This window comes from Sulfitobacter sp. JL08 (assembly GCF_003352045.1).
Classification (GTDB): Bacteria; Pseudomonadota; Alphaproteobacteria; order Rhodobacterales; family Rhodobacteraceae; genus JL08.
On record NZ_CP025815.1, the window covers coordinates 3,194,139 to 3,218,726 of the forward strand.

The following is a 24,588-nucleotide window of genomic DNA, read 5'->3' on the forward strand; positions in this document are numbered from 1 at the left end:
CGTTTACAAGTGCAGGTACCCTTCGACTTCGCTACGGGCATCGGCAAATCTCGTATGATCGCCCGACCACACGATTTCGCCCTTTTCGATCACATAGTAATGATCGGAAATGCGCGACAACTCATCAAGGTTCTTGTCGATCAGCAGGATCGACAGACCTTGGGATTTCAGATGCGCCAGCATGTCCCAGATCTCGGCACGGATCAGCGGGGCCAGACCTTCGGTCGCCTCGTCCAGGATCAGCAATTCCGGGTTCGTCATCAGTGCCCGCCCGATGGCCAGCATCTGTTGTTCACCACCCGACAATTCGCGCCCCAGATTGCGTTTGCGTTCGGCCAGACGCGGAAACGCCTGATAGACTTTTTCTTCGTTCCAGCCCAGCAACCCGCGTGCCGTGGCGCGCAGATTTTCACTGACGCTGAGTGTTGGAAAAACCTGCCGCCCTTCGGGCACCAGCCCCAGACCGGCGCGTGCAATATCAAAGGGCTGTGCGCCTGTCATGTCCTGTCCGGCAATCGCGATGTGCCCTGCAGTCGGTTTCAGTAGGCCCATGATACACCGCACAGTCGTTGTCTTGCCCATGCCATTGCGCCCCATCAGGGTTGTGACCTGCCCTTTGGGCAAAGACATCGACACATCAAACAGAACCTTTGCCGCACCATAGCCCGCGCAAAGGCCCGATATCTCGACAAAACCGGTCATGCCGCGCTGTCTCCCAGATAGGCCGCGCGTGCAGCAGGGTCTTGGCGCACCTCGTCCGGCGTGCCACGGGCAACCACCACGCCATCGACCAGCACCGACACCACATCGGCCAGCCGGAATATTGCATCCATATCGTGTTCGACCAGCAGCATCGGGATATCGCGGCGCAATGCGTCCAGAATACCGATCAGCGTTTCGCTTTCGGCGCGCCCCAGCCCGGCCATCGGTTCATCCAGCAACAGAAATTTCGGCCGGCCAGCCAATGCGATCCCCAGTTCCAGCAACCGGCGTTCGCCATGCGACAGATCCTGTGCGGCCATATCGGCCCGGTCGGCCAGTCCGATATCCGAAATGGCCTGCATCGCAGCATCGTTCAGCGCCTTTTCATCCCGCGCCGGTTTGAAGAACCGCAGGCTGGACCCCTGTTTGGCCTGCACCGCGAGAGCCACGTTTTCGAGCACCGAAAACGACGGAATGATCGAGGTGATCTGGAATGTGCGGCTTAGCCCGGCCTGAACCCGTTGCCACACGGGCAGATGGGTCACATCATGGCCATCAAAGCGCACATGTCCGCTGTCGGGCGACAGAACGCCGGATATCTGGTGGATCAGGGTGGTTTTGCCCGCACCGTTCGGCCCGATCAGCGCGTGACACTCTCCCTCATCCACGCTGAGCGACACGTTGTTCGTGACATTCACCGATCCGAACGATTTGTTCAGATTTTCAATGATCAGCACGCTCATGTTGCAGCGGCCTTTTTGCTGCGCACCTTAAGAAGGTCCGACAGACCGCCGCGCGCATACAGCACCATCAGCACCAATAGCGGGCCGAAAATCAGCTTCCATTCGTGGAACAGGCCGCCCAGGAATTCTTCGACCAGAACAAAAAAGAACGCGCCCAGAATGGCACCGTTACGGGTGCCCATGCCGCCAAGGACGACAACAACGATCAGTTCACCGGATTTCTGCCATGTCGAAATGGCGGGGCTGATGAATTCGGTATGCTGCGCCATCAACAGACCAGACACACCGGCGATCATGCCGGCGATCACATAGGCGATCAGGCGGTAGCGGAAGACCGAAAACCCCATAACTTCGGTACGTCCCGGGTTTTCCTTGGCCGCGCGCAAGACCCGGCCAAAGCGTGACCCCGCAATCCGGTGAACCAGCCACCAGGTGCCGATCAGCGCGCCCACGATAATGAAATACAACCCGCCACCGTTCTGGACGATATCGGTACCAAACAGCTCTGCCATGCTCCACAAGGTCAGCCCGTCATCGCCGCCATAGGCCGCAAGGGACGTAAATGTAAAATACGCCATCTGCCCGAAGGCCAGAGTGATCATGATGAAATAAACGCCCGATGTGCGCAACGCGAGCGCGCCGGTGATCAGGGCGAACAGCCCGCTGACCAACAGCGTGATCAGCAACAGGATCAGGATATTATCAATCCCTTCTTCCAGTCCGATGCCAGTGACATAAGCCCCCAGCCCGATAAAGGCCGTGTGCCCGAAACTGACCATACCGCCCTGCCCGATCAACAGATCAAGCGACAGTGCCGCGATGGCCAGCAACATCGCCTTGATCAGAAGGGACAAAAGATAGCTGCCGCCAAACTGGTTCGCCAGAACCGGTGCCGCCAGCAAAATCGCAAAGATCACAGCTGCAATCAGGACAGAGCGATCCATTTCAGGCCGCCCCTTTCGTCGGAAAAAGACCTTCGGGGCGCACGATCAGGATGGCGGCCATCAGGATATAGATCAGCATCGACGCCAGCGCCGGTCCGATCTGGTTGGCCATGGAACCGTCAAGAACCAGACTGAGCGTGCTGGTGGCAAGGCTGCGGCCCATCGTGTCGATCAACCCAACCAGCAGCGCCGCAATAAACGCGCCGCGAATGGATCCGATCCCGCCAATGATTATGACGACAAACGCCACGATCAGAATGTTGTCGCCCATACCCGGTTCGATGGAAAAGATCGGTGCCGCAATCACGCCGGCAAACCCGGCCAGCATCGCGCCAAACCCGAACACCACCATAAACAAACGCTGGATGTTCACGCCAAGCGCCGACACCATCGTGGGGTTGCTGGCCCCGGCGCGGATCAACATGCCCACGCGGGTGCGGGTGACAATTGCCCACAATGCGATCGCAACGGTCAGACCGGCGGCGATGGTCGCAAAACGATACACCGGATAGCGCAGGTTTTCGGTCAGTTGCACTGATCCTGACAGGAATTCGGGCGGCGGTATCGTCAGTGTCAGCGGGCCAAAGATAACCTTGGCCGCTTCGTTCAGAAACAGGATGATCCCGAACGTGGCCAGCACCTGATCCAGATGGTCGCGATCATATAAGTGTCGGAACACCAGCACTTCCAGCAACAGACCAAAGATCAGCGCGACAATCAGGGATAACACCAGCGCCAGAAAGAAATTTCCGGTCAGCCCGTAAAACGCGAAGGCCAGATAGGCCCCCACCATGTACTGCACTCCATGCGCCAGATTGATAAATCCCATCACCCCGAAAACCAGAGTAAGGCCCGCCGCGATTAGAAACAGCAACACGCCGTATTGCAGCCCGTTCAGGCATTGAATCAGAAGAAGGGAAAAGGACAAGACACCATGCCTCTGTCAAGGATTGGCCCCCCGGACGATCCGGAGGGCCAATTCAGAGTTACATTGCGCAGTCTTGCTTGAAGCTGTCGGAATAGTCTTCGATCATGGTTTCCATGTAGGATGTATGGAATTTGCCATCAGCCCGTTCCACCACTTGCAGCATGTGGAAATCCTGCACCGGATAGTGGTTGTTGCTGAATGCGAAATCACCGCGCACCGACGTAAAGTCAGCCGCTTTCAACGCCTCGCGCACCGCGTCCTTGTTCGACATATCGCCGCCCACTTTGGATACGGCACTGTCAATCAGCATGGCCGTATCATAGGCCTGCATCGCATAACCACCGGGAACGTAATCGTATTTCGCCTCGAATGCGTCAACGAATGCCTTGTTGGCGGCGTTGTCCATATCAGGGGCCCAGTTGCCTGCCGCAAGAAATCCGACCGCATCCTGCTGCTGTCCCGGCAAAGTGGTTTCATCGGTCGTGAACACCGACATGAAATCCATCTTGTCCTTGAGGCCCGCGCCGGCGAACTGTTTGACCAGTCGCACCCCCATGCCGCCCGGCATGAACGTAAACAGCGCGTCCGCGTCCGATGTGGAAATCTGCGCCAGTTCGGCCGAGAAATCCTGATGGCCAAGCGGCGTGAACACTTCGGTTACGACATTGCCCTTGAACGTGCTTTTGAACCCTTCGACGTTGTCGCGGCCAGCCTGATAGTTGGGCACCATGACAAAGACGTTTTCATATCCCTTTGAATTGGCGATCATGCCCGCAACTTCGGCGTTCTGGTTGTTCTGATAGGACGTCACAAAGAAATACGGATTACAGTTCTTACCGGCGAACGTGGACGGGCCCGCATTGGGGCTGATCAGAAATGTTTCGGATTCCACGACCGGCTTGAAGATCGCCTGAAGCATGTTGGAAAAAATCGTACCGACTACGATATCAACTTCTTCACGTTCAATCAGGTTCTTGGCCTTCAACAGCGCGACATCAGGTTTCAGCTCGTCATCTTCGACAAACATCTCGACCGTCTGGCCGCCCAGCTTGCCGCCTTTTTCCTCAAGCGCGAGGGCAAAGCCATCCGCCGCCTGTTTGCCCAGCGCACCCGGAGGGCCGGACAGCGTGACAACCATGCCGATTTTAAGGTTTTCGGCAAAAGCGCCGCTGGCAAGGCCAACGCCAAGCGCTGCCGCTGTCAGTGTTGTTGTAATTCTGGTCATCTTTTGTGACATTTTGGTTTACTCCCCATTGGTTTATCCGTCTTCCGGATACGACATTCTGTTCTTTCAAACGAAAGGTCCACCCATCTTCGTCATAACTCGTCTTTTCAATCAAGTATTATTTTGAGTATAAAATATCTAAGCCTCAAACTTATTGCCAGCCAGCGGAAAGCCTTTACATGTTCAATATCACCGATTGGGACGATGCCTACGCGAACGCCGCCAACATTCCCGGAGGCGACAATTGGCCCGCCGCGTGGGTCGCGCCTGCGCAGAAATTCCGTGATCAGGCGCGCGGCCAACTGGACATAGCTTATGGTGCAGACCCGCGTGAAGCCTACGATCTGTTTCTGCCCGAAGATGCGCCAAAAGGGCTGGTCGTTTTCGTACATGGCGGGTTTTGGGTGCGGCTGGACAAATCTTATTGGTCCAACCTTGCAGCGGGGCCTGTGGCTGCGGGGTGGGCTGTTGTAATGCCGTCTTATACCTTGTGCCCCGACACCAGCGTGACAGGCATCGTTGCCCAGATCGCAAGCGCGGTCGAACATGCGGCAGGCCAGGTGGCCGGGCCGGTGCGATTGACCGGCCATTCCGCAGGTGGGCACATTGTCACCCGCCTGATGTGTGACGACAGCCCGCTGTCAAATGACGTTGCAGACCGGGTCCGGCATGTGGTTTCGATTTCGGGCCTGCACGATCTGCGCCCGCTTTTGCGCACGAAACTGAATGATGCGATCCGGTTAACACCAGACGAGGCCACCCGCCAAAGCCCTGCCCTGTGTACACCGCGCGGTGGTATCCCGCTGACCTGTTGGGTCGGACAATCGGAACGGTCCGAATTCCTGCGCCAGAATGATCTGTTGCCCAATATCTGGAAGGGGCTGGGCGCCAGCACACAGGCGATTGCAGAACCCGACAGGCACCATTTCAATGTGATTGACGGTCTGGCCGATGTGAACAGCCCGCTGTGCAAGGCATTGCTGGGCGATTCAGGATTTTAGCGACCGCATCCAGAATTGCAGCGGTTTGGCGGTCTGTTCAGGTTCGCCAATGTCTTTCCAGAAAAACTTTGCAATCACACCATCCAGTGGCGCATATCCCCTGCCCCGCCAGAACGTATCCAGCGCCCGGTAATCGGGCGGACGCGCCGGATGATCGGCAGGGCGCATCACCGCACAGAACGCGACGTTTTCAAACCCCAGCGCGCGGGCATGTACCTCGCGCTGATCAAAGAACGCGTGACCGATACCCTGCCCGCGATAAGCCGGCAAAAGAACGGATTCCGCACAATAAAACACCGTTTCAAGGTCTATGCCGCTGTCCTGAAACGCATCGGCGAAATCGCTGGCATGGCTGACAAGCGGCCCGCCGGTTGATGCGCCGATCAGACGCGTTCCGTCAAATGCACCCACCAGAATGGAACGGGGATCGTCGCGGTAGACCTGCAGATAATTACGCTCATATTCGTGATCGCCATCGTAAAGATATGGCCAGTCACGAAACACCCTGATCCGCAAGGTTGCCACATCATCCAGCGCAGACCCGAGCGCCGGACCGGTCAGGGTGCGAACGTCAATCAAGACACCTGCCGGATCCAGTCGGCCAGATTGTAATAGGTCGTCACGCGGGTGATTTTACCGTCTGCCATATCAAAGAACGACCCGCCCGGCAGCTTGTAACGCTGACCCTTAGCCTCGGGCAGTCCACTATCGGTTTCAAGGTAAGTGCCGTTGACGGTAAATTCGGCTGCGCCACGGGTACCGCCATCGGCCTCGAACACAACGATATCGGTCAGTTCTTCTTTGTAACAGCGGTTCATATGGGCGCAGAATTCCGCGAATGCGTCCTTGCCACGCCGGATCTGGCCCTCGTTTACGTGATGCGCCACATCGTCGGACACGCAGTCCAGCATGCTTTCAACATCGCCCAGATTAAAGGCGGCGAAATACCGTTTGATAACGTCGCTCATGGTCCCTCCGTTGGTGGCCCCCAGCGGGCCTGCAGTTTTTCAATGATCTGATCGCGGGCCTGCCGGTAACTGTCCAGCTTGGCTTCGCGTGTTTCGCCCAGACCGGTGGGGTCCAGAATGGGCCAGTATTCGACATCCAGATGGAACACGCGCGTAAGATCAAGCGCGCGGCGCTGTGATGCGGGCGACAGCGCCACCACCAGATCAAAGGACGAAAGATCATCACCCCATTGTTCCATTTCATCAAAAGATCGCGACCGGTGGCGCGACAGTTCCACGTCGATTTCCTGACAGACCGCGATCGAAAAACCGTCAATTTCCAGATCATTCTTCACGCCGACAGATTGCACATACGTCCCGGTCCCGTAGAACTTTTTCATGATCGCTTCGGCCATCGGAGACCGCACGGCATTGTGGTCGCAACAAAACAAAACGGATTGTGGCAGCGGATCCAACGTTCAACCTCCGAAATGCAGGACGCAAATCAGGGTGAACAGGCGGCGCGCGGTATCTGTATCCACATCTGCCTTGCCTTCCAGACGTTCCTGCAAAACGCGACTGCCTTCGTTGTGGATGCCGCGCCGCGCCATATCGATGGTTTCGATCTGGCTGGGCGGCAGATTCTTGACCGCATCAAAATAGCTTTCGCAGATCTGGAAGTAGTCTTTGACAACCTGCCGGAACGGTCCAAGCGACAGATGAAATTCAGCCGCCGGTTCGCGCGCTTCGGTCTGCACGTCAAACACCAGACGTTTATCACGGATGGCCAGCCCCAGATGGTACGGGCCATCGGGCACCGGACGGTCCGTGCGCGCCGGAAGAGAAAAACTGTTGCTTTCCAGCAGGTCGAACATGGCGACCTTGCGTTCCTGTTCAATCTCTGGCGTGGGGGGCGGCAGGCCGGAATCATCCAGCTCGATTTGCGAAATACGGGTCATATCAAGTACATTTTCAGTCATTCAAGTGATCCAAGCGCGCCCGCACAGACAAACCGTGCGCCTCAAGACTTTCTGAACGGGCCAGCCGCTCGGCTGAAGGCCCGATAGCACGCAAACTTTCCGGTGTCATCCGCGCGAGTGTTGTGCGCTTCAGGAAATCCATAACGGACAGACCCGATGAAAACCGTGCGGATCGGGCGGTGGGCAGCACATGGTTCGGCCCGCCGACATAATCGCCGATAGCCTCGGGCGTCCACTGGCCCAGAAAAATCGCCCCCGCATGGGTGATGTCAGCGGCCAGCGCGTCGGGGTCAGCCACACATAATTCAAGATGTTCCGGCGCGATCCGGTTGGAAAGTGCTGCCGCCGTTGCCAGATCAGGTACGGCGATCACAGCCCCGAAATCCCGCCAGCTTGCCCCGGCGATCGCGCGCCGTTCCAGCGTTTCAAGCCGTTTCGCAACGGAATCTGCAACCGACTTACCGAACCCCGCATCCGTCGTGATCAGGATCGACTGCGCACTTTCGTCGTGTTCGGCCTGCGACATCAGATCAAGCGCGATCCAGTCCGGATTGTTATCGCCATCCGCGATCACCAGAATTTCCGACGGTCCCGCGATCATATCAATGCCGACCTTGCCGAACACGCGCCGTTTGGCGGCCGCCACATAGGCATTTCCCGGCCCGGTGATCTTGTCCACGGGCGCAATCGTTTCAGTTCCGTAAGCCAGTGCGGCAATCGCCTGCGCCCCGCCAATGCGGTAGATTTCATCAACACCGGCAAGGCGTGCGGCCTGCAAAACCAGCGGATTGGTCTTGCCATCCGGTGTCGGCACCACAATGGCCAACCGTTCAACCCCCGCGACCTTTGCAGGGATAGCATTCATCAGCACCGAAGACGGGTATGAGGCAATACCACCGGGTACATAAAGTCCGGCGGCACTTACCGGTGTCCAGCGCCACCCAAGCTGTGCACCGGTTGGATCGGTCCAACTGGCATCTTCGGGCATCTGCCGCCGATGATAGGCATCGATACGTTCTGCCGCCAGTTCCAGCGCCGCGCGGTCTTGCGGCGCGACTTTGGCGCATTCGGCGTCCACCTCGCCCTTGGTAAAGGCAAGCGTGTCCGGCGAAAGCTGCAAACGATCAAATCTGGCTGTCAGTTCGATCAGCGCAGCATCCCCACGCGTGCGCACATCCGCGATGATGTCTGCAACCGTGGCATCAACGTCCGGGCTGTCCTCGCGCTTGGCGCCCAACAGGTCCGCAAAATGTGCCTCAAAATCGGGTTCGGAAAAGTTCAGAAAAACTGGCATGATCGCTCCGCTGTTCAGGGGGGACATAGCGGGCCGCACTTGCAGGCTCAAGCCCGCAAGGCGCTATGCGTCAATCTTCAGCACATAATGCAGATCGTCCTGATACCGGTCAGCCAGGCGCACGGCCCGCGGCATACGCCCCGCCAGTACAAATCCCGCGCGTTCGTAAAACCGGATCGCATGCGGATTGTCACATGCGACGTAGAGTTCAAGCTGGACAATTCCGCGGGCTTTCGCCTGAATGATCGCCGCGTTCAGCAGTTGATGCGCCGCGCCGCTGCCTTGCCAGTCCGGACGCACATAAACCGCATTTATCCATGCCCGGTGCGCCAGTGCCGTTCTGGTTTCAGGATCCAGTGACAAGACCGCCGCCAGATCCCGATCCGAATACGCACCTAGTACGCACCCCTGATCCAGCATCTTTGACACATCGGCATCTTTTTTCTGACGTTCCTCGGCGTATGTGGTCAAGAACGCCTCGGGCAATCGCTGCAAGGCTTCAAGCCTGATGTCCCGCCAGTCCGCCAGATCGTCCGCAGTCAGGCGTCGAATGATCATAAAGGGTGATCCGGTACTTTCTTTGAGGGTGCCAGATAGGGCCGCGTCACATCGCGCAGCGATACATCCAAGGCTTCGACTTCAAGCCTGATCGCGCCGTCACCTGCCAAAGTCAAGCCCACGTACCCCGCCCCATCCGCACCCGGTTCGAACGTCACGGACAAAAGCGACAGGATTGTATCCTTGTCTGACCGGTCAATGCCCTGCGACGCGACATTCAGCACCTGATCGATCACCAAAAGCGATTGGACACGTTCAACCTTCCGTTTACGCGCCTTGGCTGCATCGGCATCTTCCCAGCGAAATCGGTTCAGCAACACGGCAAACCGGCGATCCGCCGCACGCCAGGTCATTTCAGTGATCGGAAATACTGCATCCTGCGCCAGTGATGAAATCACCTTGAGATCTTCGGCGTCCAGCCCGCCAAGGTTCAGCGGCGCTTCGCGTCCGTCTTCGAATGTTGCGTCCTGTGTCACTTGTCTTTGATCCGTTCTATTCTGGCGCCGACACCTTCGAGCTTGCGCACCACATGTTCATACCCGCGATCCAAATGATAGACCCGGCTGACAACGGTTTCACCCTGCGCCGCCAAACCCGCCAGAATAAGCGATACCGACGCCCGCAGATCAGTGGCCATCACCGGCGCGCCTTTCAGTTGCTTGACACCGGTCACGCGGGCCGTGCCGCCGTGCACATCGATCCTGGCCCCCATCCGTATGAGCTCGGGCGCATGCATAAAGCGATTTTCAAAGATCTTTTCTTCCAGAACCGAAGTGCCGTCTGCCGTGCAAAGCAACGCCATCATCTGCGCCTGCAAATCTGTCGGGAACCCGGGGAATGGTTCGGTGACCACATCAACCGCCTTGATCACGTCGTCACGCCGGCGCACCACCAGCCCCGTTTGTGTTTCGCTCACGTCGATACCGGCCTGGTCCAGCTTTTCACAAAACGCAGCCAGCAGATCCATCCGGCCACCCAGCAGTTCCACCTCTCCGCCACAGATCGCTGGGGCCAGCATGTAGGTACCCAATTCAATCCGGTCGGTCACGACGGGATGGGTCGCGCCGTTCAAACGGTCCACGCCCTGAATTGTGATTGTCGATGTACCGTCCCCTTCGATCTGTGCCCCCATCTTGCGCAGACAGGTGGCAAGATCCACGATTTCAGGTTCACGGGCCGCGTTGTTGATCACGGTCGTTCCCTTGGCCAGCGTGGCCGCCATAAGCGCATTTTCGGTTGCGCCAACCGATACGATCGGGAAATTGATTGTGCCGCCACGCAATCCCTTCATGGCCTTGGCATGCACATAACCGTCTTTCAGATCCAGTTCTGCGCCCAATGCTTCCAGTGCCTTCAGATGCAGATCAACCGGGCGCGCGCCGATGGCGCATCCGCCCGGCAAGGAAACGATGGCATGGCCGTCGCGCGCCAGCATCGGCCCCAGAACAAGGATCGACGCGCGCATTTTGCGTACGATATCATAGTGTGCCGTGTGGTTGTTGATATCGTGGCTCGACATTGCCAACACCTGACCATCCTGCAACTGAGTGACTTCAGCACCCAGTGACGCCAGCAATTCCGTCATGGTCTTAATATCGCTCAATCGCGGCGTGTTGGTCAGGGTCAGGGGCTCTTCACTCAGCAAGGTTGCCGGCATCAGAGTCAGACAGGCGTTTTTGGCACCCGCGATCGGAATTTTTCCTTTCAACGGGCCGTTGCCAGTCACTACAATTGAATCCATCTGCTCTATTCCTCGGGTTTTCCGGCCATGTCCTGCTGCGCCGGGCGTGTTATGTTTGCGCCGTTATCGGTTTTCTCTGTGTTTTGCACCGCATTTCTGGCCCGCATTTGTGCTTTGCGCTTCGCCAGATTTTCCTTGAGCGCCGACTTCAGCCTGTCTTCGCGCGATTGTTTTGGTGCCGGCCCCGGTTTTGCGTTGCGGTCAGAGGGTTTTTTGTTTGCCATAGCCGATGTCTATAGCACCGCCCCGAAAGGGTCCAGATTGCGCTTGCGTGACCGGTGATTTGCGTCTAATCACCCGCCAAATCGTTCGGGCGCTGCCCCGAATGCAAGATGCTGTGGTAGCTCAGTGGTAGAGCACACCCTTGGTAAGGGTGAGGTCGAGAGTTCAATCCTCTCTCACAGCACCATCCTTTCTCATGTATTATCAGATATATAAAGGAAAACAGCTACTTAAAGGACGGAACTCCTACACGGGAGACCTACACAGTGGCCCTCATCATGCCTACACCAATCAAAGACAAAAAGAGTGGCATCTACTACCTTCGGGTGCGCGTTCCGGTGGACCTTGTGGCAAAATACGGACAAGCGGAGGTTTCAAAGTCGCTGCGAACACGAGAGCCGAGTGAGGCCAAAGAACGCTTTGCAGCGGAATACGCGGTTGTTCAGAAGCGCTGGGCGGCTTTAAGAGCCAAGCCCGAACCTCTGCCTCTGAAACGCATCGTGAGTCTGGCTGGTCGGGTCTATGACAATGTGATGGCATCCTTAGAGAACGAACCCGGAGAAACTGTGATTTGGCAACAGGTCCAACGCTTGAATTCTCAGGCGGGAACTGATGATGCGAAGCTAAGGACCGTATTACAAGGCTCATTGAGGACCTTGAAAGCAACCTATCAAGTGACCGCAAGGTTTTCCTGTGTTGCCATAAAGCCGTTGAGCCTTTCGCCAAGACGTTCGACCCGAAGTTCGCAAGGTTCGACATAGGACACTGGGGGGCGATTGATGGACGCAATGATTGGAAGGATTGCGATGTAGCCGTTCTGTTCGGTCTATCATTCCGCAATCCCATCTGGGCCAACAACACCTTTATGGCGTTCCGAGGAAGGCAAGAAGACGAATGGTTTAGAGAGCCTGAGTTTGAGGAGCACGCGGACGTGCGCGGGGAAATGCAAATTCGCCAAATCTCGGTATCTGTCATTCAGGCAATCAACCGAGTTCAGTGTCGAAAGGTAATCGACAGTGCCGGAAACTGTTCACCGACCGATGTATTTATCCTGTTGCCTGAGGGGGTAGCGGGAGAGGCCGTATTGCACGCAATCGAAATGGAGATGCCGCACATTCGCACGAAAGACTGGGGCTTTGTCCTTGATGAATCGCTCAAGCAGAAGTCAAAGATACGTAAAGGTTCAGCCCACGAAGCCCTGTTGGCATACATGCAAAACCAATCTCCCGGCGAATATGCAGTTGCGAAGATCAAGTCGGACTTGGACCTGAGCGACAGCCTTTGGAAAGAAAGCGTAGCCAAGGCGTTGCGGGTTGCAGATCACCCGCTGACAAAAGACTTAGCCACTATCAAGGTCAACTACATCGCTGGACGTGGTCGCGGCGCGAAGTCGCGCATGGTAAAGCTATGAACTTTGCGAGGCGCAAAAAACGCAAGGAAGACGTTAAGCAGCGGGCATCACAGCCCAATAGCATGTATTCTCAATGTCGTGCTGTTGGTTGCCCCAATCCGGCACGTGCGGGAACTTCAGACGGCCTTGGAAGACTTTACTGTCGAAAACACCATGATCACTACCAACGTCATGGGTCACTGTTCAAACCAAGCTACAAGGCAAGCGAGCTAAACCCGTTCCGAAAAGTCGCTCTCAAGTGGCTTGAAGAAAACCGAGAAGATGCTTGGGTTCAAAATGCGGTCGCAGCGGTTAAGCAGTTGTATCAAACCGCTGGACCTCACGTGGAAGCATTCAGGTTGCGAGGGTTGAAGCCAAGGCAGCGCGCTTGGGCGCATTGGGCCAGATTAAGGACATCTGGGGTCGACCCCGTAAAGGTGGTGTCGGTTTGGTTGGCCGTCGAGATGGTGATCAAGTCAGACACGCAACCGGATTGGCGGCCAGAATACAAAAGGGTGCAAGCCGCAAAGGTCGTCCACAGGATGGCGTCAGGAAGCCACAATAAATGGACCCAAGATCGCCTCGATGGGAGCGGTTCATGGACACAGGAAATACACGTCTATCCGCACTCGCGTGGAAGGGTCTTGAGACACATTGGCGAAGACCTTGAGAAAGCGTGCGCACTTCTGGCCGAAAACTGTCTTGATAAAATGTTCGTGCGATAGTGTTTCGGCTACGCAGCATTTCTGAAATCCCTACCTACAGTGTAGCGTTCTCGACCAATTTCGCGAACTCCCTGAAACGCGCCTCACGTCCTCCACTGGTGCTCTACGAAATTCCTTCAGGGCAGAATGCCGCAACGGCCCTACTCAGGTGCACCTGAATTGCTCTGTGCGCTGGCAAACTGCGCTTCTCACTTCTCGACCAAGGTAAGGATAACTGGGAGGCTTGATACAATCGCTACAATGGTGCCGATTTTACACGTAGCCTGTCAAAACTTCCCCCCACAAGACTCCTACACAAGGATTGCACTACGAGATTTTTTATCTATATTAATCAATATGATAAATTGAAACAACTAGAGTTCAATCCTCTCTCACAGCACCACTAAAACATACTAAGTAATTGTTTTAAAATTATTTTCCTAATTTAGTGTGAGCTTTATCCACCCTACTGTCCACCCTTAAGGTTTTCATTGGAGCGGTTTAAGTCGCCCCAAACGCTGAGAAATGTAAGAAGCAAAACCTCCATCACTTTTGCGGTCCCATTCATCCAATTCTGCAACGAGACGGTGATATGTTTGCCAGTGCATGAGCGTCGTCGCAAGGTAGCTCAACGAATGACCTTGAAAGACGCTCAACTACGAAACACCCGCCGACCGTTTCAATGCATGCGTTGCGTCGACCCGTTGAAACCGCCGGACAAAACAGACACTCACCGCGGATGCTCAAATGACCGCTCATCGCGTTGGCGTTCAAGACCGCCAACGTTTTGAATAGGTAAGGTTATCCAAATAAGTGAAAGACTGGCGAAAGCCTTCACCAAGTCATACGAAAGCCCGCAGTAAGACCAACACCTTGATTGTTCCCTAAATTTCCACTGATTTCGGTCCGGTAGGACCCTTCCGCAAAAAGGGCCATATTTTCGTCCCAGACAATGGAACCTCCAACACCCAGCTCGGCCCAGGTCGACTCATTTTTCGCGCTTAGGTTGGCTCCAGAGACGTTCACCGAACTTGTCCCAGAAAAATCGTGCAGGATGTTACCTATAACGTAAACTCTCTTGCGGTCCTGATCGGGTCCAGCAGTAGAGCTGCCTGTGCCAGAAGATGCTCCGTCGTATTCATACTCATAAGCCAGTCCAATCCGCCCAAGCAGACTTTCAGTCGAACCCAGATTTACGGTGTCCCCTGCGGTGTCTGTAAAACGACCCCCGTCCAAGTGGCCCCACGTCAACTGAGCCTGCGGAATCAGAGCGTTTTGTGAACCCATTTTGATCCGGTGCCCGCCCTCGATACTCAACGCATAGGCCGTGGAACTGTGTCCGTTTACAAGTGAACCGCTTGTTGAAGACGAGATTTCGCTATCGATCCAGTTGATCTGAGCTTGCGCGTCCAAGTAGCTTCCTTGATCAGCATACCATGTCGCAGTTGCGCCAATCCCGTATCCTTCAGCATAAATATTGCCACTACCCAGACCGTTCGCAGCCGTGGAATCAAGCTTGCCAAACTGGCCGGTTAGACCAAATACCCAATGACCATTTCCACCCTCAATGCTTTGGGTATCAACACCGATTTGAACGCCCCAAATATTGCCATCATACGTGTTACCACTGGTGCTTTGCTGGGGCGCGATATCAAATTTGCGGCCATGGATGCGAAGCCAGGCCCCTTCTGCAGGGGACGTTGAATTACTACTATTAGCTTTGCCCAACGATTGGCGTTGGCTTACCCGTTGGTCCAAAGTTGGGATCGAAGAAAACCTGAGAAGAGCGTCGGGTGCCGCCTCGTAAACTGCGCCTGTTCCATTGGCCCCAATATTTGACAAAAACCATTGACTGCCCTGCAAATCCAGATTGTACCGGAATGCGCCGACGGAATATGCTCCGCCCGATAGAGTAAAGTCACCCAGTGCGGTTGTGCCCGCAACGTCGATGACCAATATGTCATTGCCAGTTTCGACCCCAGTCGAGGCATTTGTCAGAGTGACCGCCGTTGCAGCGCCGGTCACGTTCCCTCCGATAACAAGTGTATCAGACGTATCTGTAGCAAAATCGACATCAACAAACAGTTGGCCACCACCGGCGTAGTCTGCGCTTACCCCTGAAATATCGCCCGCAGTTCCATCGTTCATAGAAACAATGCCGCTGTTGCTCAGATTGCCGGTTAAAGAAAAGCCCCCCGCGGCATTCAAGGTTGCATCGTTAATCAGGATTAAACCGTTGCCGGCGACTGAACTAGTAGAAAGTGTTGGGCCAAAGCTTAATGTCCCTCCGTCAAGGATTATGTTTTCCCAGTTTAGAACAATCGCGCCACTTATGCCTGCAGACACCCCCTGAAATGTGATGGTGTCCACAGGCCCGTCGCCACCATCGAACCGAGTAACTCCCGAGATGTCAGCGCCTGCAGCAACATTTATGCTGTCCGAGGCTGACCCCATAAATAATTGTCCGACAATAGAGCTTCCGATATTCAGCCAAGCCGTATCGTCACCAGATCCACCTTCCAATCGTGCCTGCAAATTTCCATCAAGTACGAATGTATCGTCACCGCCATTAAGTGCTATTCTCGCCGTGTTTGTGCTACCTGCCGAAATGGTAACGGTGTCATCACCGCCGCGCGCCCTCAGCTGAGACGAGGTGTTACCAGTGCACACGATGGTGTCGGGACCGTTGGTCGCTGCGGGAGAACAAGCTGCTTTCGCTGAAGACGGGCTAAACGATACTACGAAAAGCGATACCAACAGCCTTGCACCACAATCAACACTATTGTCGCGCAAAGTTCTTACCTTGCCTCTGGAACGTGAAATAACGCGGTTAAACAGCCTATTGTACACGCGCATTTTATAACTAGACATTTGCTACCCTGCCTTACCGTACCATCAAGTTGCGACCACTAGGCAGTAAACCAAAACAACAGCGAGAATTAGTCGAAAATTTGGCTAATTATGGATCTGGTCGGCAAGAGAACGGATTTATATGTGTCATGGCTTTTGTGAAGAGGCTATCGCGCAAAGTTTTGACATCGCGCTAAATGAAGTTCTCGCGGTTCTAAGTTAAGGAATCTCTGAAGAACTTCCCCATTTTGGCTTGATTTGGTATGGTTTCTGCGGATGAGAGAGGAGCCCGCCGATGCCCAAACAGCCTGCCATTCCCGGCCTTGGTGATGCGGTGAAGAAGAAGGTGACGCGCCGCGAGAAGTTCCTGTCGGAGATGGATGCGGTGGTGCCTTGGGGTCGTCTGTTGGCGCTGATCGAGCCGCACTATCCGAAGGTTGGGTCAAAGGGTGGTCGGCCACCGATGCCACTGGAGACGATGCTGCGAGTGTATTTCCTTCAGAGCTGGTACGCGCTGAGCGATCCGATGGCCGAAGAGAGCCTGTATGACAGCGAGGCCATGCGCCGGTTTGCCGGTATCGAGCTTGGCGATGACCGCATCCCCGACGAAACAACGATCCTGAACTTCCGGCACCTGCTGGAGAAGCATCAGCTGACCGAGAAGCTGTTTGCCGAGGTGAATGCCTATCTTGCCGACAAGGGCGTCACGCTGCGCTCTGGCACGTTGGTGGATGCGACGATCATCGATGCGCCGTCCTCGACCAAGAATGAAGCCAAGGCCCGCGATCCCGAGATGTCATCCACCAAGAAGGGTAATGACTGGTACTTCGGCATGAAGGCCCATGTTGGCGTCGATGCAGACAGCGGCATCGTCCACAGCCTGGAGACCACCACTGCCAAGACCCACGATAGCCAGGTCTGGGACGAACTGCTGCACGGCAACGAAACATCCGTCTGGGCGGACAAGGGCTACGTGCATTCCGAACGAGAGGCGGCCTTCACCAAGGATGCAGGCCGGTTCTGGGGCGTGATGCGCAAGGCACCCAAAGGTGGCGAACTGGATCCGCTCGACGTGCAGATCAACCGGATCATCGCAAAGGTCCGGGCCAAGGTTGAGCACCCGTTCCGGATCCTGAAGCGCCAGTTCGGCCACGTGAAGACGCGCTACCGTGGGCTGGCCAAGAACCGGGCGCATCTGTTCACGCTCTTCGCCCTCGGCAACCTGTTCATGACCCGGAGAAAGCTGGCAGCATGAGGCAGAGTCTGCCCAAAAACGCCGAAACCGCCACTCAGGCGGCCGAAACAGCGGGAAAATCGCTGGAAATGGGACGTCTGACGCCCCAAACTACCTTCAAGCCGGCACGGCGGCGAAGCCGAAGGCGTTGATCAGACGTTCCTTAATAATGAACAATCTGTTTCTCAGAACGCGACAGAAACGAACGGTTTTGGTGGTATCCTAGAGGTGTAGTTGGTTGAGTTTGAGGTTTAGTAATGAGTAAACAAGAGATTGTTTCGCGGTTGGTCGTCTTGATCTGGCAGCGATTTCGCGGGGTCCCAATCGAAGAAGTTGAACGGGCACTTTTAACCGAAGGCTGGGCAATCAGCGCGGTGCGCGAAGCAACAAGTGTCTACCTTTCGACCCGTCAGTTCATCTGACTTTTAATCGATGTCTGCTGAGGCGCTAACCGCCGTCCTGATGGCGCACCACCGTCTGCGTCGTGTATGCAGCTGCCCAAATGAACGTTTCGCGCATGAGCGCTTCCAAAAATTCGAAATGTTCAACCTAACCGCGCCGTAGCCGCCTATCCCTTGCCGCGCGTTTTCGGCAACCTTCGCAGCAGTATTGCGCATCCGCCCGACGCCAGTGCGGTAGGTCATCAAAGCAGTATCGGCACTGCCAGTCACCGCGCTGCATACGCCGCATAATCGCTATTGCGCGGGATTTCCTGTTCCCCGTGTTTCCAGTCCAAAGGTAGGGCTGAAAATTGGCTATCAGTCTGCCATCATATCTTTCAAACCAAAGCGTATCCGGGTCTGGACCTGGCATGTCGATGAATCCTCATTGTTGGTTAATCGGCACCCAAAAGCGGGTTAATAGTCGCAATCAAAAAGATTTTGAGTTTTTACTTCCCTTCGAATTGAACTCAAAGAGTTCCTGCTAGCCGTAGCGCCTTATCGAACCTCGGCGACAATGGGTCAGCGTTACCAACGTTACCTCCCATATGCCCAAGGCAGGTTTCAGCTACGTCATGCGGCGTGTTGGTGGTTTCGGCGACCCAGTCGCGGAATTACGACCGAAAGCCGTGTGGGCGTTCGGCCATGCCACGCCGTTCCATGAAACGCGACATTGTGGCGTCAGAAATCACGCCCTTGCGGACGCTTGGGAACAGGTACCCGTCGCGCTGAAAGGCAGCGGCTTGATTAATCACGCCCAGCGCCTCTTGCGACAACGGTACCCGAAAATCGCTGGTGGCGTCCTTGCGGCCTTTCATCATCTCTGCGGGGATAGTCCAGATGTCGCCTTCGATCTGGTCAAGACGCATGAACCGCAATGGCCGTGAACGTACAGCAGTCAGAATGAGAAGGCGCAATGCCAGATGGGTTACGGAACCGTCAGTCAGGTTTTGATAAAATTCCGGCACGTCCCGCCAGTGCAAGGCAGGTACGTTCTGCGTCTTGTGGCGCTGTTTGCCTAAAAGCGCCTTGGCCTTGTCGGTTGCTTGTAAGTCAACGTCCAAGCCCAGCGCCGCCGCGTGGCGCATGCATATGCTCAGACGGTTCATGGCCTTTTGCGCGGTATGGGCTTTTTCATGCCAGATGGGGGCCAGTGTGTCGCGAATATCGCGCTGGTCGATCTGCGACACAGGCATCTTACCTAGCTTCGGTAGTACATGTAGCTCGAGCGGGCTAAACCAACGCCCAGCCTCACCGTCACCCTTCAGTTCCGCTTTGCGGCTTTCGAAAGCATCAAGCGCGACGTCTCTTAGAATATACATGTTATTTTCGGCTTCGCGCTGCTGGCGCTCACGTTCTTTGATGGCGTCCTTGCCTTCGCGCAGAACCGCGTGCCACTTGTCAGCCTCGTCCCGCGCGGCTTTCAATGAAACATCGGGAAAGCCGCCAAGCCCCATCTCGTGCCGCCGCCCGAAAATCGTATAGCGCAGAAACCATTGAGAGCCACCGTCCCGCCGCATGTGGAACCAAAGCCCGCCACCGTCCGAGTATTTGCCAGGAGGTTTGGCCTTCAGTTCTGCGTTTGTAAGCTTGTGTTTTGGTCAAGCCATTTTCTATCCACCCTGCTATCCACCTCTATATATGGTATATAGTGGGGCACAATGGAATAGGGTGAAACGGTTATATTATTGTATTTAGGCATATTTTGTAAAATCACATGTCCCATGGGATACCAAGATATAGTAATTCAATGCCCTCTCACAGCACCATTACTTTTTTAACACCTACTTAAAGATAGTTTTCCCATTCCAATGGTATCGACCTACCCGGTTGTCCACCTACCAATCTTTGATTGGCCGGTAGCAACGTTCGCCGAATTCAGCGGCCAGACGTCGGGTGTGGTAAATCAGGTCACTGCCCAAACCTGACAAACTCGTGCGCGGCAAATACCGCTTCCACACCCCATCAAAGAACCAATCCTTTGGAATGCACGGGTGAATTGTTGCGAGCTTGCCGTCAAGTTGTTGGGTAAACACTACGCGTTAGCTGCATAATGTGTCAGATAGGGAAGTGCAGGTCGAGCTAATCAAACCAAAGATTGCAGGTGATGGAATGGAAATAGTGGCGCAAAGCAGCTCTCGCCCCGAAATTGGACGTGGCCGATCCGGCATAGTCTATTTGCAGGACGATGAGAGTGGCGGCAAGCTTGCCTGCAAGGTCTTTGACTCTCGGGGACTTACTAAAGCCGTTCAATGGTTCACATTGGGTGCTCCAAATCCGTATGTGTGGAATGTTGATGCTGCTGAATGTGCAAAAATCCGCCGTAACATTCTCAAACTGCTGGTTCCGGTCTGGATGGATGGCGATGTCGATGTTGCCGATGCCAGTGCCGTCGTCTTGAATAAAGAAGAAATGACATTTGAATTGCAAACCAGACTGGTGCGTGGTTGGGCCGCTCATTTGCATCATCCATTAAGCGACGAATTCGACGACGAAGCGGAAAACCTGTGGCGGCGTATGATGCCGGCGCTTCGTGCGCATCTCCAAGATGCGGGATTTGACGGCCTGTTATGGCAGGCAGGCGCTGGTAATCCGGTGGCACTGAACAATTTTCTGTATGAACCGAACGATGAAGAAGCGGAAACGACCAATACAGAAAGCAGCGACGGACGCTGGGTCTGGATTGATCTTGAGTCCGGTGTGCCGGCCATTTTTCCGATCTCGCCAAAAGTACTGCTTAATTATTCTCTCGCGCATTGGTGGCGGCTTGGACGTCCAATGTTTGATGACGTCGAAATCACCCGCCTCAAAGACTATCTCAAAGCAAACGCTAAGGAACTTAAGCTATCGCTTGGTGTGAAGAATTATGAGTCCGTGGTTTCAGATGCGGAGCGTCTGGGAAAACATCAGGTCAAATGGAAATCAATCGGGCGGCTGCAATCATCCATTCAATACCGAGTGGCACGTGGCGATATCGACCAATCTCAGGCTGACTACTATTCCAAGCACCGGCTGCGATGGCTGTTCAGAGAGTGGGTTCGAGGCCTGCTATCGTCCCTGAAAGCTTTGAAGGGTGGGTTTCTTTCGGTTTGGAAACGACTGAAACGTCTCGACTTGAAAAGCCTTGTTCACGTTTGCTGGAAATTTCTGATTTCGCAGAAGTACCGAGAAGCTTTTGTCCACGGTTATCTCGACCGAAGCATTAACCAATGGACCAAACGGGGTCAGTTAACGAACGAGCATGCGAACATCCTTCGTGAACAAATCGGATCACCTAACTCCAGCGTGTACATAACGGATTTCGGCATACATATCGCGATCAAACCGGCTGTAAAAGCAACTCAATACTGGGTGCTACCGGCCTTGTTTGCGTTCGGATTGTTAGGTGGGAAAACCGTCGCAATTCTGATCCTTACCGGCGGTGCCATCGGGCGTTCCGCCTATACTCTCGGGCGTATGCTGCAATCAGCCGCCAATGGACATGAAAAACCTTGGATTGCTCTGGGTGTTGGTCTGTTGCCAGTGGTCGGTAACTTGGCCTACCCGGCTCAGATGATCTATTCGGCCGGAGATAAAGATCAGAAACTGGCACGATTCATGATGGATGATGGTTTCGCCCGGATTGGACGGCATTTCCCAATTTGGGGAGGTCAAGATACATGGACAGAACACGCACTCAATCGCATCCCCCGAAACTTGAACAGATACTTGAGAAAGATGGGAAAACGCAGGGCTTTCCATAGAAAACCGGGTTGAACGACACACGCCGGAAGAATGATCGTCACGAAGTCACGGCCGGTTGAGCATTAAAATGAAGCGATCCGTGGCGAACCCGTGAAATCCGATATTTTGCGAGGGTTTTCTTACTGGTCGGGACGGTAAGATTCGAACTTACGACCCCCTGTACCCAAAACAGGTGCGCTACCAGGCTGCGCCACGCCCCGAACCAGAGCCTCTCCTTAGACTGGCCTGCCGGATTTGAAAAGCCCCATTGATCGAATTAACACGGCCACGCGGCGGGCCCGTCGGAAAAAGCCGGATGGCGCATTTCGCTGCCGACGGAAATGCCCAGAGATTTTGACAGCCCGCCATTTATTTCCAGAACCGCCAACAGATTATCGCCGCCGGATTTGGGCTGCAAATCACCGGGTTGCGCGCGGTGATGTATGCTGCGCACGGTTCCCGTCTTGTCCAGAAAGATCATGTCCAGTTCAATCAGGGTGTTCTTCATCCAGAACGAAAGCGTTTGCGGTTCATCATAGACAAACAACATGCCCGAAGACTGCGGCAGGTTTTCGCGAAACATCAGGCCGCGACCACGTTCTTCTGCGGTGTCGGCGATTTCAACAGTGAAACGGGCCTGCCCCCAGTCGCCGCGCAAGGTAACTGCGTTTTGCTGACATGCCGCAAATGCGGTGCCGCACAGCATCACCAGAAAAGCCGTAACAGAAAAAAGCCGGATCACGTTTCGCTTTTGCCCAGCGCCGCTTCCCATGCGAACACTTCTGCCGCCATGCGGCCGCGTTTGCCTGCTACAACGCGCAGGGCCAATGCCTCGCCCGGTTGCAGATCGGCCAGACCGGACCGGCGCAGGACTTCCATGTGAAGAAACACATCTTCGGGCTGGCCGAAAACATTGGCAAAGCCAAAACCCTTGCCTTTGTCGAACCATTTCACCCGTCCGGGGGCAAGCGGCGTGTTGCGCACCGCATCCAGATCAAGATCAACGAAATCCGCAAGAGTTACCTGATCATTGCCGACAGGCGGTTCGATCGACAGAACTTCGACGGCCTGCACACCACGGTCAGTGTCCTGCACCATGATATCAACCTGTGCAGAATCGGCGACAGAGCTTTGGCCAAAATTACGCAACACGTTCACATGCAACAGAATATCCGGGCCGCCGGTTTCCGCGACGACAAAGCCAAACCCCTTAACCGGGTCAAACCACTTAACAAGGCCATGAACCTGGCGCATGTTCTGTTCACTGTCCGTCAAAACTTCAAACCTCAATCGCGTCCCGCGCATGTAACTTTCTGTTCACTCTTGCGACATATTGCCCTTTTGATTCAAGCTTAAAAAGCAACCTGTTTTCATACTGTTGCATTTCACGTCACGTGAAATTCACGGATTTAGGCGGGAAACCGCCCAGTCTGACCCCTCATTTTCACGTCTCCAGACAAGACGGTCGTGCAACCGAAAAGCGCCATCCGCCCATAATTCAATCTCGGTGGGAACAATCCGGTAGCCGCCCCAAAACGGCGGCCGTGGCGGGTTTGGACCCTTCGATGCCGTGATCTTAGCAACTTCTGCCAACAAAGTCGCCCGCGATTTTAAGGGCGACGACTGATCCGATGCCCACGCGCCCAACCGGCTTTGCAAAGACCGGGAGGCATAATAGGCATCAGCGGCAGGGCCGTTCTCTTTCGTGACCACTCCGCGCACCCGAACTTGGCGGCGCAGACTTTTCCAGTGCATGACGAATGCGGCTTTGCCGGCCTGGTCGATCTCTAGTGCCTTTTGGCTTGTGTAGTTGGTGTAAAAGACAAACGCGCGGTCTTCGATTTCCTTCAGCAGAACCATACGCACATTGGGCATACCATCGGCATCGACCGTCGACAGCGCGATCGCATTGGGATCGTTGGGTTCGCTGCTTTCCGCCTCGTCCAGCCAGCGCCGTGCAATTGCGATCGGGTCATCCCCGGCAAAAATTCCGCTTCGTTTTTCCATCACGCTCGTCCTGCCTTCAAAATAATACGTTCACAAGGATTGCCCTGCTCCGGCAAACCGGCACACAGAGCGCGCTCTTGATGCAGTCTGTCCAATCGCCTAAAGGACATGATACCAGAAATGCCAAAGGGCAGAGAGGCTGATATGTCAAATAATCTGATGACCGGCAAGCGCGGTCTGATCATGGGCTTGGCCAACGACAAGTCAATCGCCTGGGGCATTGCAAAGGCCTGTGCGGATGCCGGTGCGGACCTGGCGTTTTCCTTTCAGGGCGACGCGTTGAAAAAGCGGGTTGAACCGTTGGCGGCGCAATTGGGCAGCAACATCGTTTTGCCCTGCGATGTCGGGGACGAGGCATCGATGGATGCGCTGTTCGCCGCGCTGAAAGACGTTTGGGGCAGCATTGATTTTCTGGTTCATGCCATTGGATTTTCTGATAAAAACGAACTTCGCGGCCGCTACGTGGATACCAGCCGTTCGAATTTCCAGATGAGCATGGATATATCCGTCTACTCCTTTACCGCCGTCGTGCAACGCGCAGAAAAGATGATGAACGAAGGTGGATCGTGTCTGACGCTGACCTATTACGGCGCAGAAAAAGTGATGCCGCATTACAATGTGATGGGCGTGGCCAAGGCCGCGCTGGAAGCGTCGGTCCAGTATCTTGCCGAAGATCTTGGCAAGGACGGTATCCGCGTGAATGCAATTTCGGCCGGACCGATCAAGACACTTGCGGCATCGGGTATCGGTGATTTCCGCTACATCATGAAGTGGAACGAATACAATTCACCGCTGCGGCGCAATGTAACCACCGAAGATGTCGGCAAGGCTGCGTTGTTTCTGCTCTCCGATCTCGGATCGGGCACAACGGGTGAAAACCTGCATGTCGATGCAGGATACCATGTCGTCGGCATGAAGGCCGTCGACGCGCCGGATATGTCAAAGGACTAGGGAC

Annotated in this window: 25 protein-coding genes and 2 tRNA genes; 7 read left to right on the forward strand and 20 right to left on the reverse strand. The window is 55.1% G+C overall.

Translation table 11 applies throughout. The features are described 5' to 3' along the window. Positions 1-3: 3 nt before the first annotated feature. From C1J05_RS15740 to C1J05_RS15760, 5 genes are read right to left on the reverse strand one after another with little or no spacing between them, the layout of a single operon-like run. Complete coding sequence (locus tag C1J05_RS15740) at positions 4-702, reverse strand: ABC transporter ATP-binding protein (protein WP_114871081.1); 699 nt, start codon at positions 700-702, stop codon at positions 4-6. Continuing rightward, entirely contained in the window at positions 699-1,445 is a 747-nt protein-coding gene (locus C1J05_RS15745; protein WP_114871082.1) for an ABC transporter ATP-binding protein, read from the reverse strand. The genes C1J05_RS15740 and C1J05_RS15745 overlap by 4 nt, the downstream gene beginning before the upstream one ends. Then, positions 1,442-2,389: a branched-chain amino acid ABC transporter permease gene (locus C1J05_RS15750; RefSeq protein WP_114871083.1), complete on the reverse strand. Its 948-nt coding sequence runs from the start codon at positions 2,387-2,389 to the stop codon at positions 1,442-1,444. Before C1J05_RS15750 ends, C1J05_RS15745 begins: the two co-directional genes overlap by 4 nt. A 1-nt stretch (position 2,390) precedes the next feature. After that, on the reverse strand, positions 2,391-3,317 hold the full coding sequence (locus C1J05_RS15755; protein ID WP_114871084.1) for a branched-chain amino acid ABC transporter permease: 927 nt from the start codon (positions 3,315-3,317) through the stop codon (positions 2,391-2,393). 58 nt (positions 3,318-3,375) lie between these two features. After that, the gene (locus tag C1J05_RS15760) at positions 3,376-4,542 is read right to left on the reverse strand and encodes an ABC transporter substrate-binding protein (RefSeq protein WP_254684625.1); all 1,167 of its coding nucleotides are present in this window, start codon (positions 4,540-4,542) and stop codon (positions 3,376-3,378) included. 179 nt (positions 4,543-4,721) lie between these two features. Between C1J05_RS15760 and C1J05_RS15765 the strand changes: the two genes are divergently transcribed. Next, a complete protein-coding gene (locus tag C1J05_RS15765; RefSeq protein WP_114871086.1) occupies positions 4,722-5,543 on the forward strand; it encodes an alpha/beta hydrolase in 822 nt (273 codons plus the stop codon). Here the strand turns inward: C1J05_RS15765 and C1J05_RS15770 are convergent. The 9 genes from C1J05_RS15770 to C1J05_RS15810 all read right to left on the reverse strand — a co-directional run bounded on the left by C1J05_RS15770 (position 5,532) and on the right by C1J05_RS15810 (position 11,287). After that, entirely contained in the window at positions 5,532-6,119 is a 588-nt protein-coding gene (locus tag C1J05_RS15770) for a GNAT family N-acetyltransferase (RefSeq protein ID WP_114872370.1), read from the reverse strand. The genes C1J05_RS15765 and C1J05_RS15770 overlap by 12 nt on opposite strands. Further along, on the reverse strand, positions 6,119-6,511 hold the full coding sequence (locus tag C1J05_RS15775; RefSeq protein WP_114871087.1) for a ketosteroid isomerase-related protein: 393 nt from the start codon (positions 6,509-6,511) through the stop codon (positions 6,119-6,121). Before C1J05_RS15775 ends, C1J05_RS15770 begins: the two co-directional genes overlap by 1 nt. Continuing rightward, the gene (locus C1J05_RS15780) at positions 6,508-6,966 is read right to left on the reverse strand and encodes an arsenate-mycothiol transferase ArsC (protein ID WP_114871088.1); all 459 of its coding nucleotides are present in this window, start codon (positions 6,964-6,966) and stop codon (positions 6,508-6,510) included. The genes C1J05_RS15775 and C1J05_RS15780 overlap by 4 nt, the downstream gene beginning before the upstream one ends. Before the next feature lie 3 nt (positions 6,967-6,969). Then, positions 6,970-7,449 (reverse strand): UPF0262 family protein, encoded by a 480-nt coding sequence (locus C1J05_RS15785; protein WP_114872371.1) that lies wholly within the window; start codon positions 7,447-7,449, stop codon positions 6,970-6,972. 13 nt (positions 7,450-7,462) lie between these two features. Continuing rightward, entirely contained in the window at positions 7,463-8,764 is a 1,302-nt protein-coding gene (gene hisD / locus C1J05_RS15790) for a histidinol dehydrogenase (RefSeq protein ID WP_114872372.1), read from the reverse strand. A gap of 63 nt (positions 8,765-8,827) precedes the next feature. Continuing rightward, positions 8,828-9,322 (reverse strand): GNAT family N-acetyltransferase, encoded by a 495-nt coding sequence (locus C1J05_RS15795; protein WP_114871089.1) that lies wholly within the window; start codon positions 9,320-9,322, stop codon positions 8,828-8,830. Continuing rightward, positions 9,319-9,798 (reverse strand): DUF2948 family protein, encoded by a 480-nt coding sequence (locus C1J05_RS15800; RefSeq protein ID WP_114871090.1) that lies wholly within the window; start codon positions 9,796-9,798, stop codon positions 9,319-9,321. The genes C1J05_RS15795 and C1J05_RS15800 overlap by 4 nt, the downstream gene beginning before the upstream one ends. Further along, positions 9,795-11,063, reverse strand: coding sequence for a UDP-N-acetylglucosamine 1-carboxyvinyltransferase (gene murA, locus C1J05_RS15805; RefSeq protein ID WP_114871091.1), 1,269 nt, complete (start codon positions 11,061-11,063; stop codon positions 9,795-9,797). The genes C1J05_RS15800 and murA overlap by 4 nt, the downstream gene beginning before the upstream one ends. A gap of 5 nt (positions 11,064-11,068) precedes the next feature. Beyond that, positions 11,069-11,287, reverse strand: a complete 219-nt coding sequence (locus tag C1J05_RS15810) for a hypothetical protein (RefSeq protein ID WP_114871092.1) — start codon at positions 11,285-11,287, stop codon at positions 11,069-11,071. Positions 11,288-11,397: 110 nt separating this feature from the next. On the opposite strand from C1J05_RS15810, the gene C1J05_RS15815 reads away from it, so the two are divergent. The 3 genes from C1J05_RS15815 to C1J05_RS15820 all read left to right on the forward strand — a co-directional run bounded on the left by C1J05_RS15815 (position 11,398) and on the right by C1J05_RS15820 (position 12,696). Further along, positions 11,398-11,472 (forward strand) — tRNA-Thr (locus C1J05_RS15815). Between the two features lie 79 nt (positions 11,473-11,551). Further along, positions 11,552-12,046 (forward strand): DUF6538 domain-containing protein, encoded by a 495-nt coding sequence (locus C1J05_RS21575; protein WP_162798109.1) that lies wholly within the window; start codon positions 11,552-11,554, stop codon positions 12,044-12,046. A 104-nt stretch (positions 12,047-12,150) separates the two neighbouring features. Next, positions 12,151-12,696 carry a hypothetical protein gene (locus C1J05_RS15820; protein ID WP_114871093.1) on the forward strand — a complete coding sequence of 182 codons (546 nt, stop codon included), beginning with the start codon at positions 12,151-12,153 and terminating at the stop codon, positions 12,694-12,696. Between the two features lie 1,517 nt (positions 12,697-14,213). Here the strand turns inward: C1J05_RS15820 and C1J05_RS15830 are convergent. Then, entirely contained in the window at positions 14,214-16,172 is a 1,959-nt protein-coding gene (locus C1J05_RS15830) for an autotransporter family protein (protein WP_162798110.1), read from the reverse strand. A gap of 352 nt (positions 16,173-16,524) precedes the next feature. On the opposite strand from C1J05_RS15830, the gene C1J05_RS15835 reads away from it, so the two are divergent. Next, on the forward strand, positions 16,525-17,484 hold the full coding sequence (locus C1J05_RS15835) for an IS5 family transposase (protein WP_114868636.1): 960 nt from the start codon (positions 16,525-16,527) through the stop codon (positions 17,482-17,484). A gap of 1,033 nt (positions 17,485-18,517) precedes the next feature. On the opposite strand, the gene C1J05_RS15840 is transcribed toward C1J05_RS15835, so the two are convergent. Beyond that, on the reverse strand, positions 18,518-19,477 hold the full coding sequence (locus C1J05_RS15840) for a tyrosine-type recombinase/integrase (protein WP_441351693.1): 960 nt from the start codon (positions 19,475-19,477) through the stop codon (positions 18,518-18,520). A gap of 496 nt (positions 19,478-19,973) precedes the next feature. Here C1J05_RS15840 and C1J05_RS15845 point away from each other — a divergent pair, with 496 nt between their 5' ends. Continuing rightward, positions 19,974-21,659 (forward strand): hypothetical protein, encoded by a 1,686-nt coding sequence (locus tag C1J05_RS15845; RefSeq protein ID WP_162798111.1) that lies wholly within the window; start codon positions 19,974-19,976, stop codon positions 21,657-21,659. Positions 21,660-21,770: 111 nt separating this feature from the next. Here C1J05_RS15845 and C1J05_RS15850 read toward each other — a convergent pair. From C1J05_RS15850 to pdxH, 4 genes are all read right to left on the reverse strand, one after another. After that, a tRNA-Pro gene (locus C1J05_RS15850) sits at positions 21,771-21,847 on the reverse strand. Positions 21,848-21,903: 56 nt separating this feature from the next. After that, a complete protein-coding gene (locus C1J05_RS15855) occupies positions 21,904-22,398 on the reverse strand; it encodes a DUF192 domain-containing protein (protein WP_114871096.1) in 495 nt (164 codons plus the stop codon). Beyond that, complete coding sequence (locus C1J05_RS15860; protein WP_114872374.1) at positions 22,365-22,880, reverse strand: cold-shock protein; 516 nt, start codon at positions 22,878-22,880, stop codon at positions 22,365-22,367. Before C1J05_RS15860 ends, C1J05_RS15855 begins: the two co-directional genes overlap by 34 nt. Positions 22,881-23,027: 147 nt before the next feature. Further along, positions 23,028-23,633 (reverse strand): pyridoxamine 5'-phosphate oxidase, encoded by a 606-nt coding sequence (pdxH, locus tag C1J05_RS15865; protein ID WP_114871097.1) that lies wholly within the window; start codon positions 23,631-23,633, stop codon positions 23,028-23,030. Positions 23,634-23,777: 144 nt separating this feature from the next. Between pdxH and fabI the strand changes: the two genes are divergently transcribed. Continuing rightward, positions 23,778-24,584, forward strand: a complete 807-nt coding sequence (fabI, locus tag C1J05_RS15870; RefSeq protein ID WP_114871098.1) for an enoyl-ACP reductase FabI — start codon at positions 23,778-23,780, stop codon at positions 24,582-24,584. Positions 24,585-24,588 lie beyond the last annotated feature (4 nt).

Coding starts and splice junctions, on each gene's coding strand:
- pdxH (WP_114871097.1), bottom strand. CDS start 23,633: ATGGAAAAACGAAGCGGAATTTTTGCCGGGGATGACCCGATCGCAATT.
- C1J05_RS15750 (WP_114871083.1), bottom strand. CDS start 2,389: ATGGATCGCTCTGTCCTGATTGCAGCTGTGATCTTTGCGATTTTGCTG.
- murA (WP_114871091.1), bottom strand. CDS start 11,063: ATGGATTCAATTGTAGTGACTGGCAACGGCCCGTTGAAAGGAAAAATT.
- fabI (WP_114871098.1), top strand. CDS start 23,778: ATGTCAAATAATCTGATGACCGGCAAGCGCGGTCTGATCATGGGCTTG.
- C1J05_RS15785 (WP_114872371.1), bottom strand. CDS start 7,449: ATGACCCGTATTTCGCAAATCGAGCTGGATGATTCCGGCCTGCCGCCC.
- C1J05_RS15765 (WP_114871086.1), top strand. CDS start 4,722: ATGTTCAATATCACCGATTGGGACGATGCCTACGCGAACGCCGCCAAC.
- C1J05_RS15795 (WP_114871089.1), bottom strand. CDS start 9,322: ATGATCATTCGACGCCTGACTGCGGACGATCTGGCGGACTGGCGGGAC.
- C1J05_RS15820 (WP_114871093.1), top strand. CDS start 12,151: ATGGCGTTCCGAGGAAGGCAAGAAGACGAATGGTTTAGAGAGCCTGAG.
- C1J05_RS15860 (WP_114872374.1), bottom strand. CDS start 22,880: ATGCGCCAGGTTCATGGCCTTGTTAAGTGGTTTGACCCGGTTAAGGGG.
- C1J05_RS15740 (WP_114871081.1), bottom strand. CDS start 702: ATGACCGGTTTTGTCGAGATATCGGGCCTTTGCGCGGGCTATGGTGCG.
- C1J05_RS15760 (WP_254684625.1), bottom strand. CDS start 4,542: ATGACCAGAATTACAACAACACTGACAGCGGCAGCGCTTGGCGTTGGC.
- C1J05_RS15810 (WP_114871092.1), bottom strand. CDS start 11,287: ATGGCAAACAAAAAACCCTCTGACCGCAACGCAAAACCGGGGCCGGCA.
- C1J05_RS15745 (WP_114871082.1), bottom strand. CDS start 1,445: ATGAGCGTGCTGATCATTGAAAATCTGAACAAATCGTTCGGATCGGTG.
- C1J05_RS15855 (WP_114871096.1), bottom strand. CDS start 22,398: ATGGGAAGCGGCGCTGGGCAAAAGCGAAACGTGATCCGGCTTTTTTCT.
- C1J05_RS15835 (WP_114868636.1), top strand. CDS start 16,525: ATGCCCAAACAGCCTGCCATTCCCGGCCTTGGTGATGCGGTGAAGAAG.
- C1J05_RS15775 (WP_114871087.1), bottom strand. CDS start 6,511: ATGAGCGACGTTATCAAACGGTATTTCGCCGCCTTTAATCTGGGCGAT.
- hisD (WP_114872372.1), bottom strand. CDS start 8,764: ATGCCAGTTTTTCTGAACTTTTCCGAACCCGATTTTGAGGCACATTTT.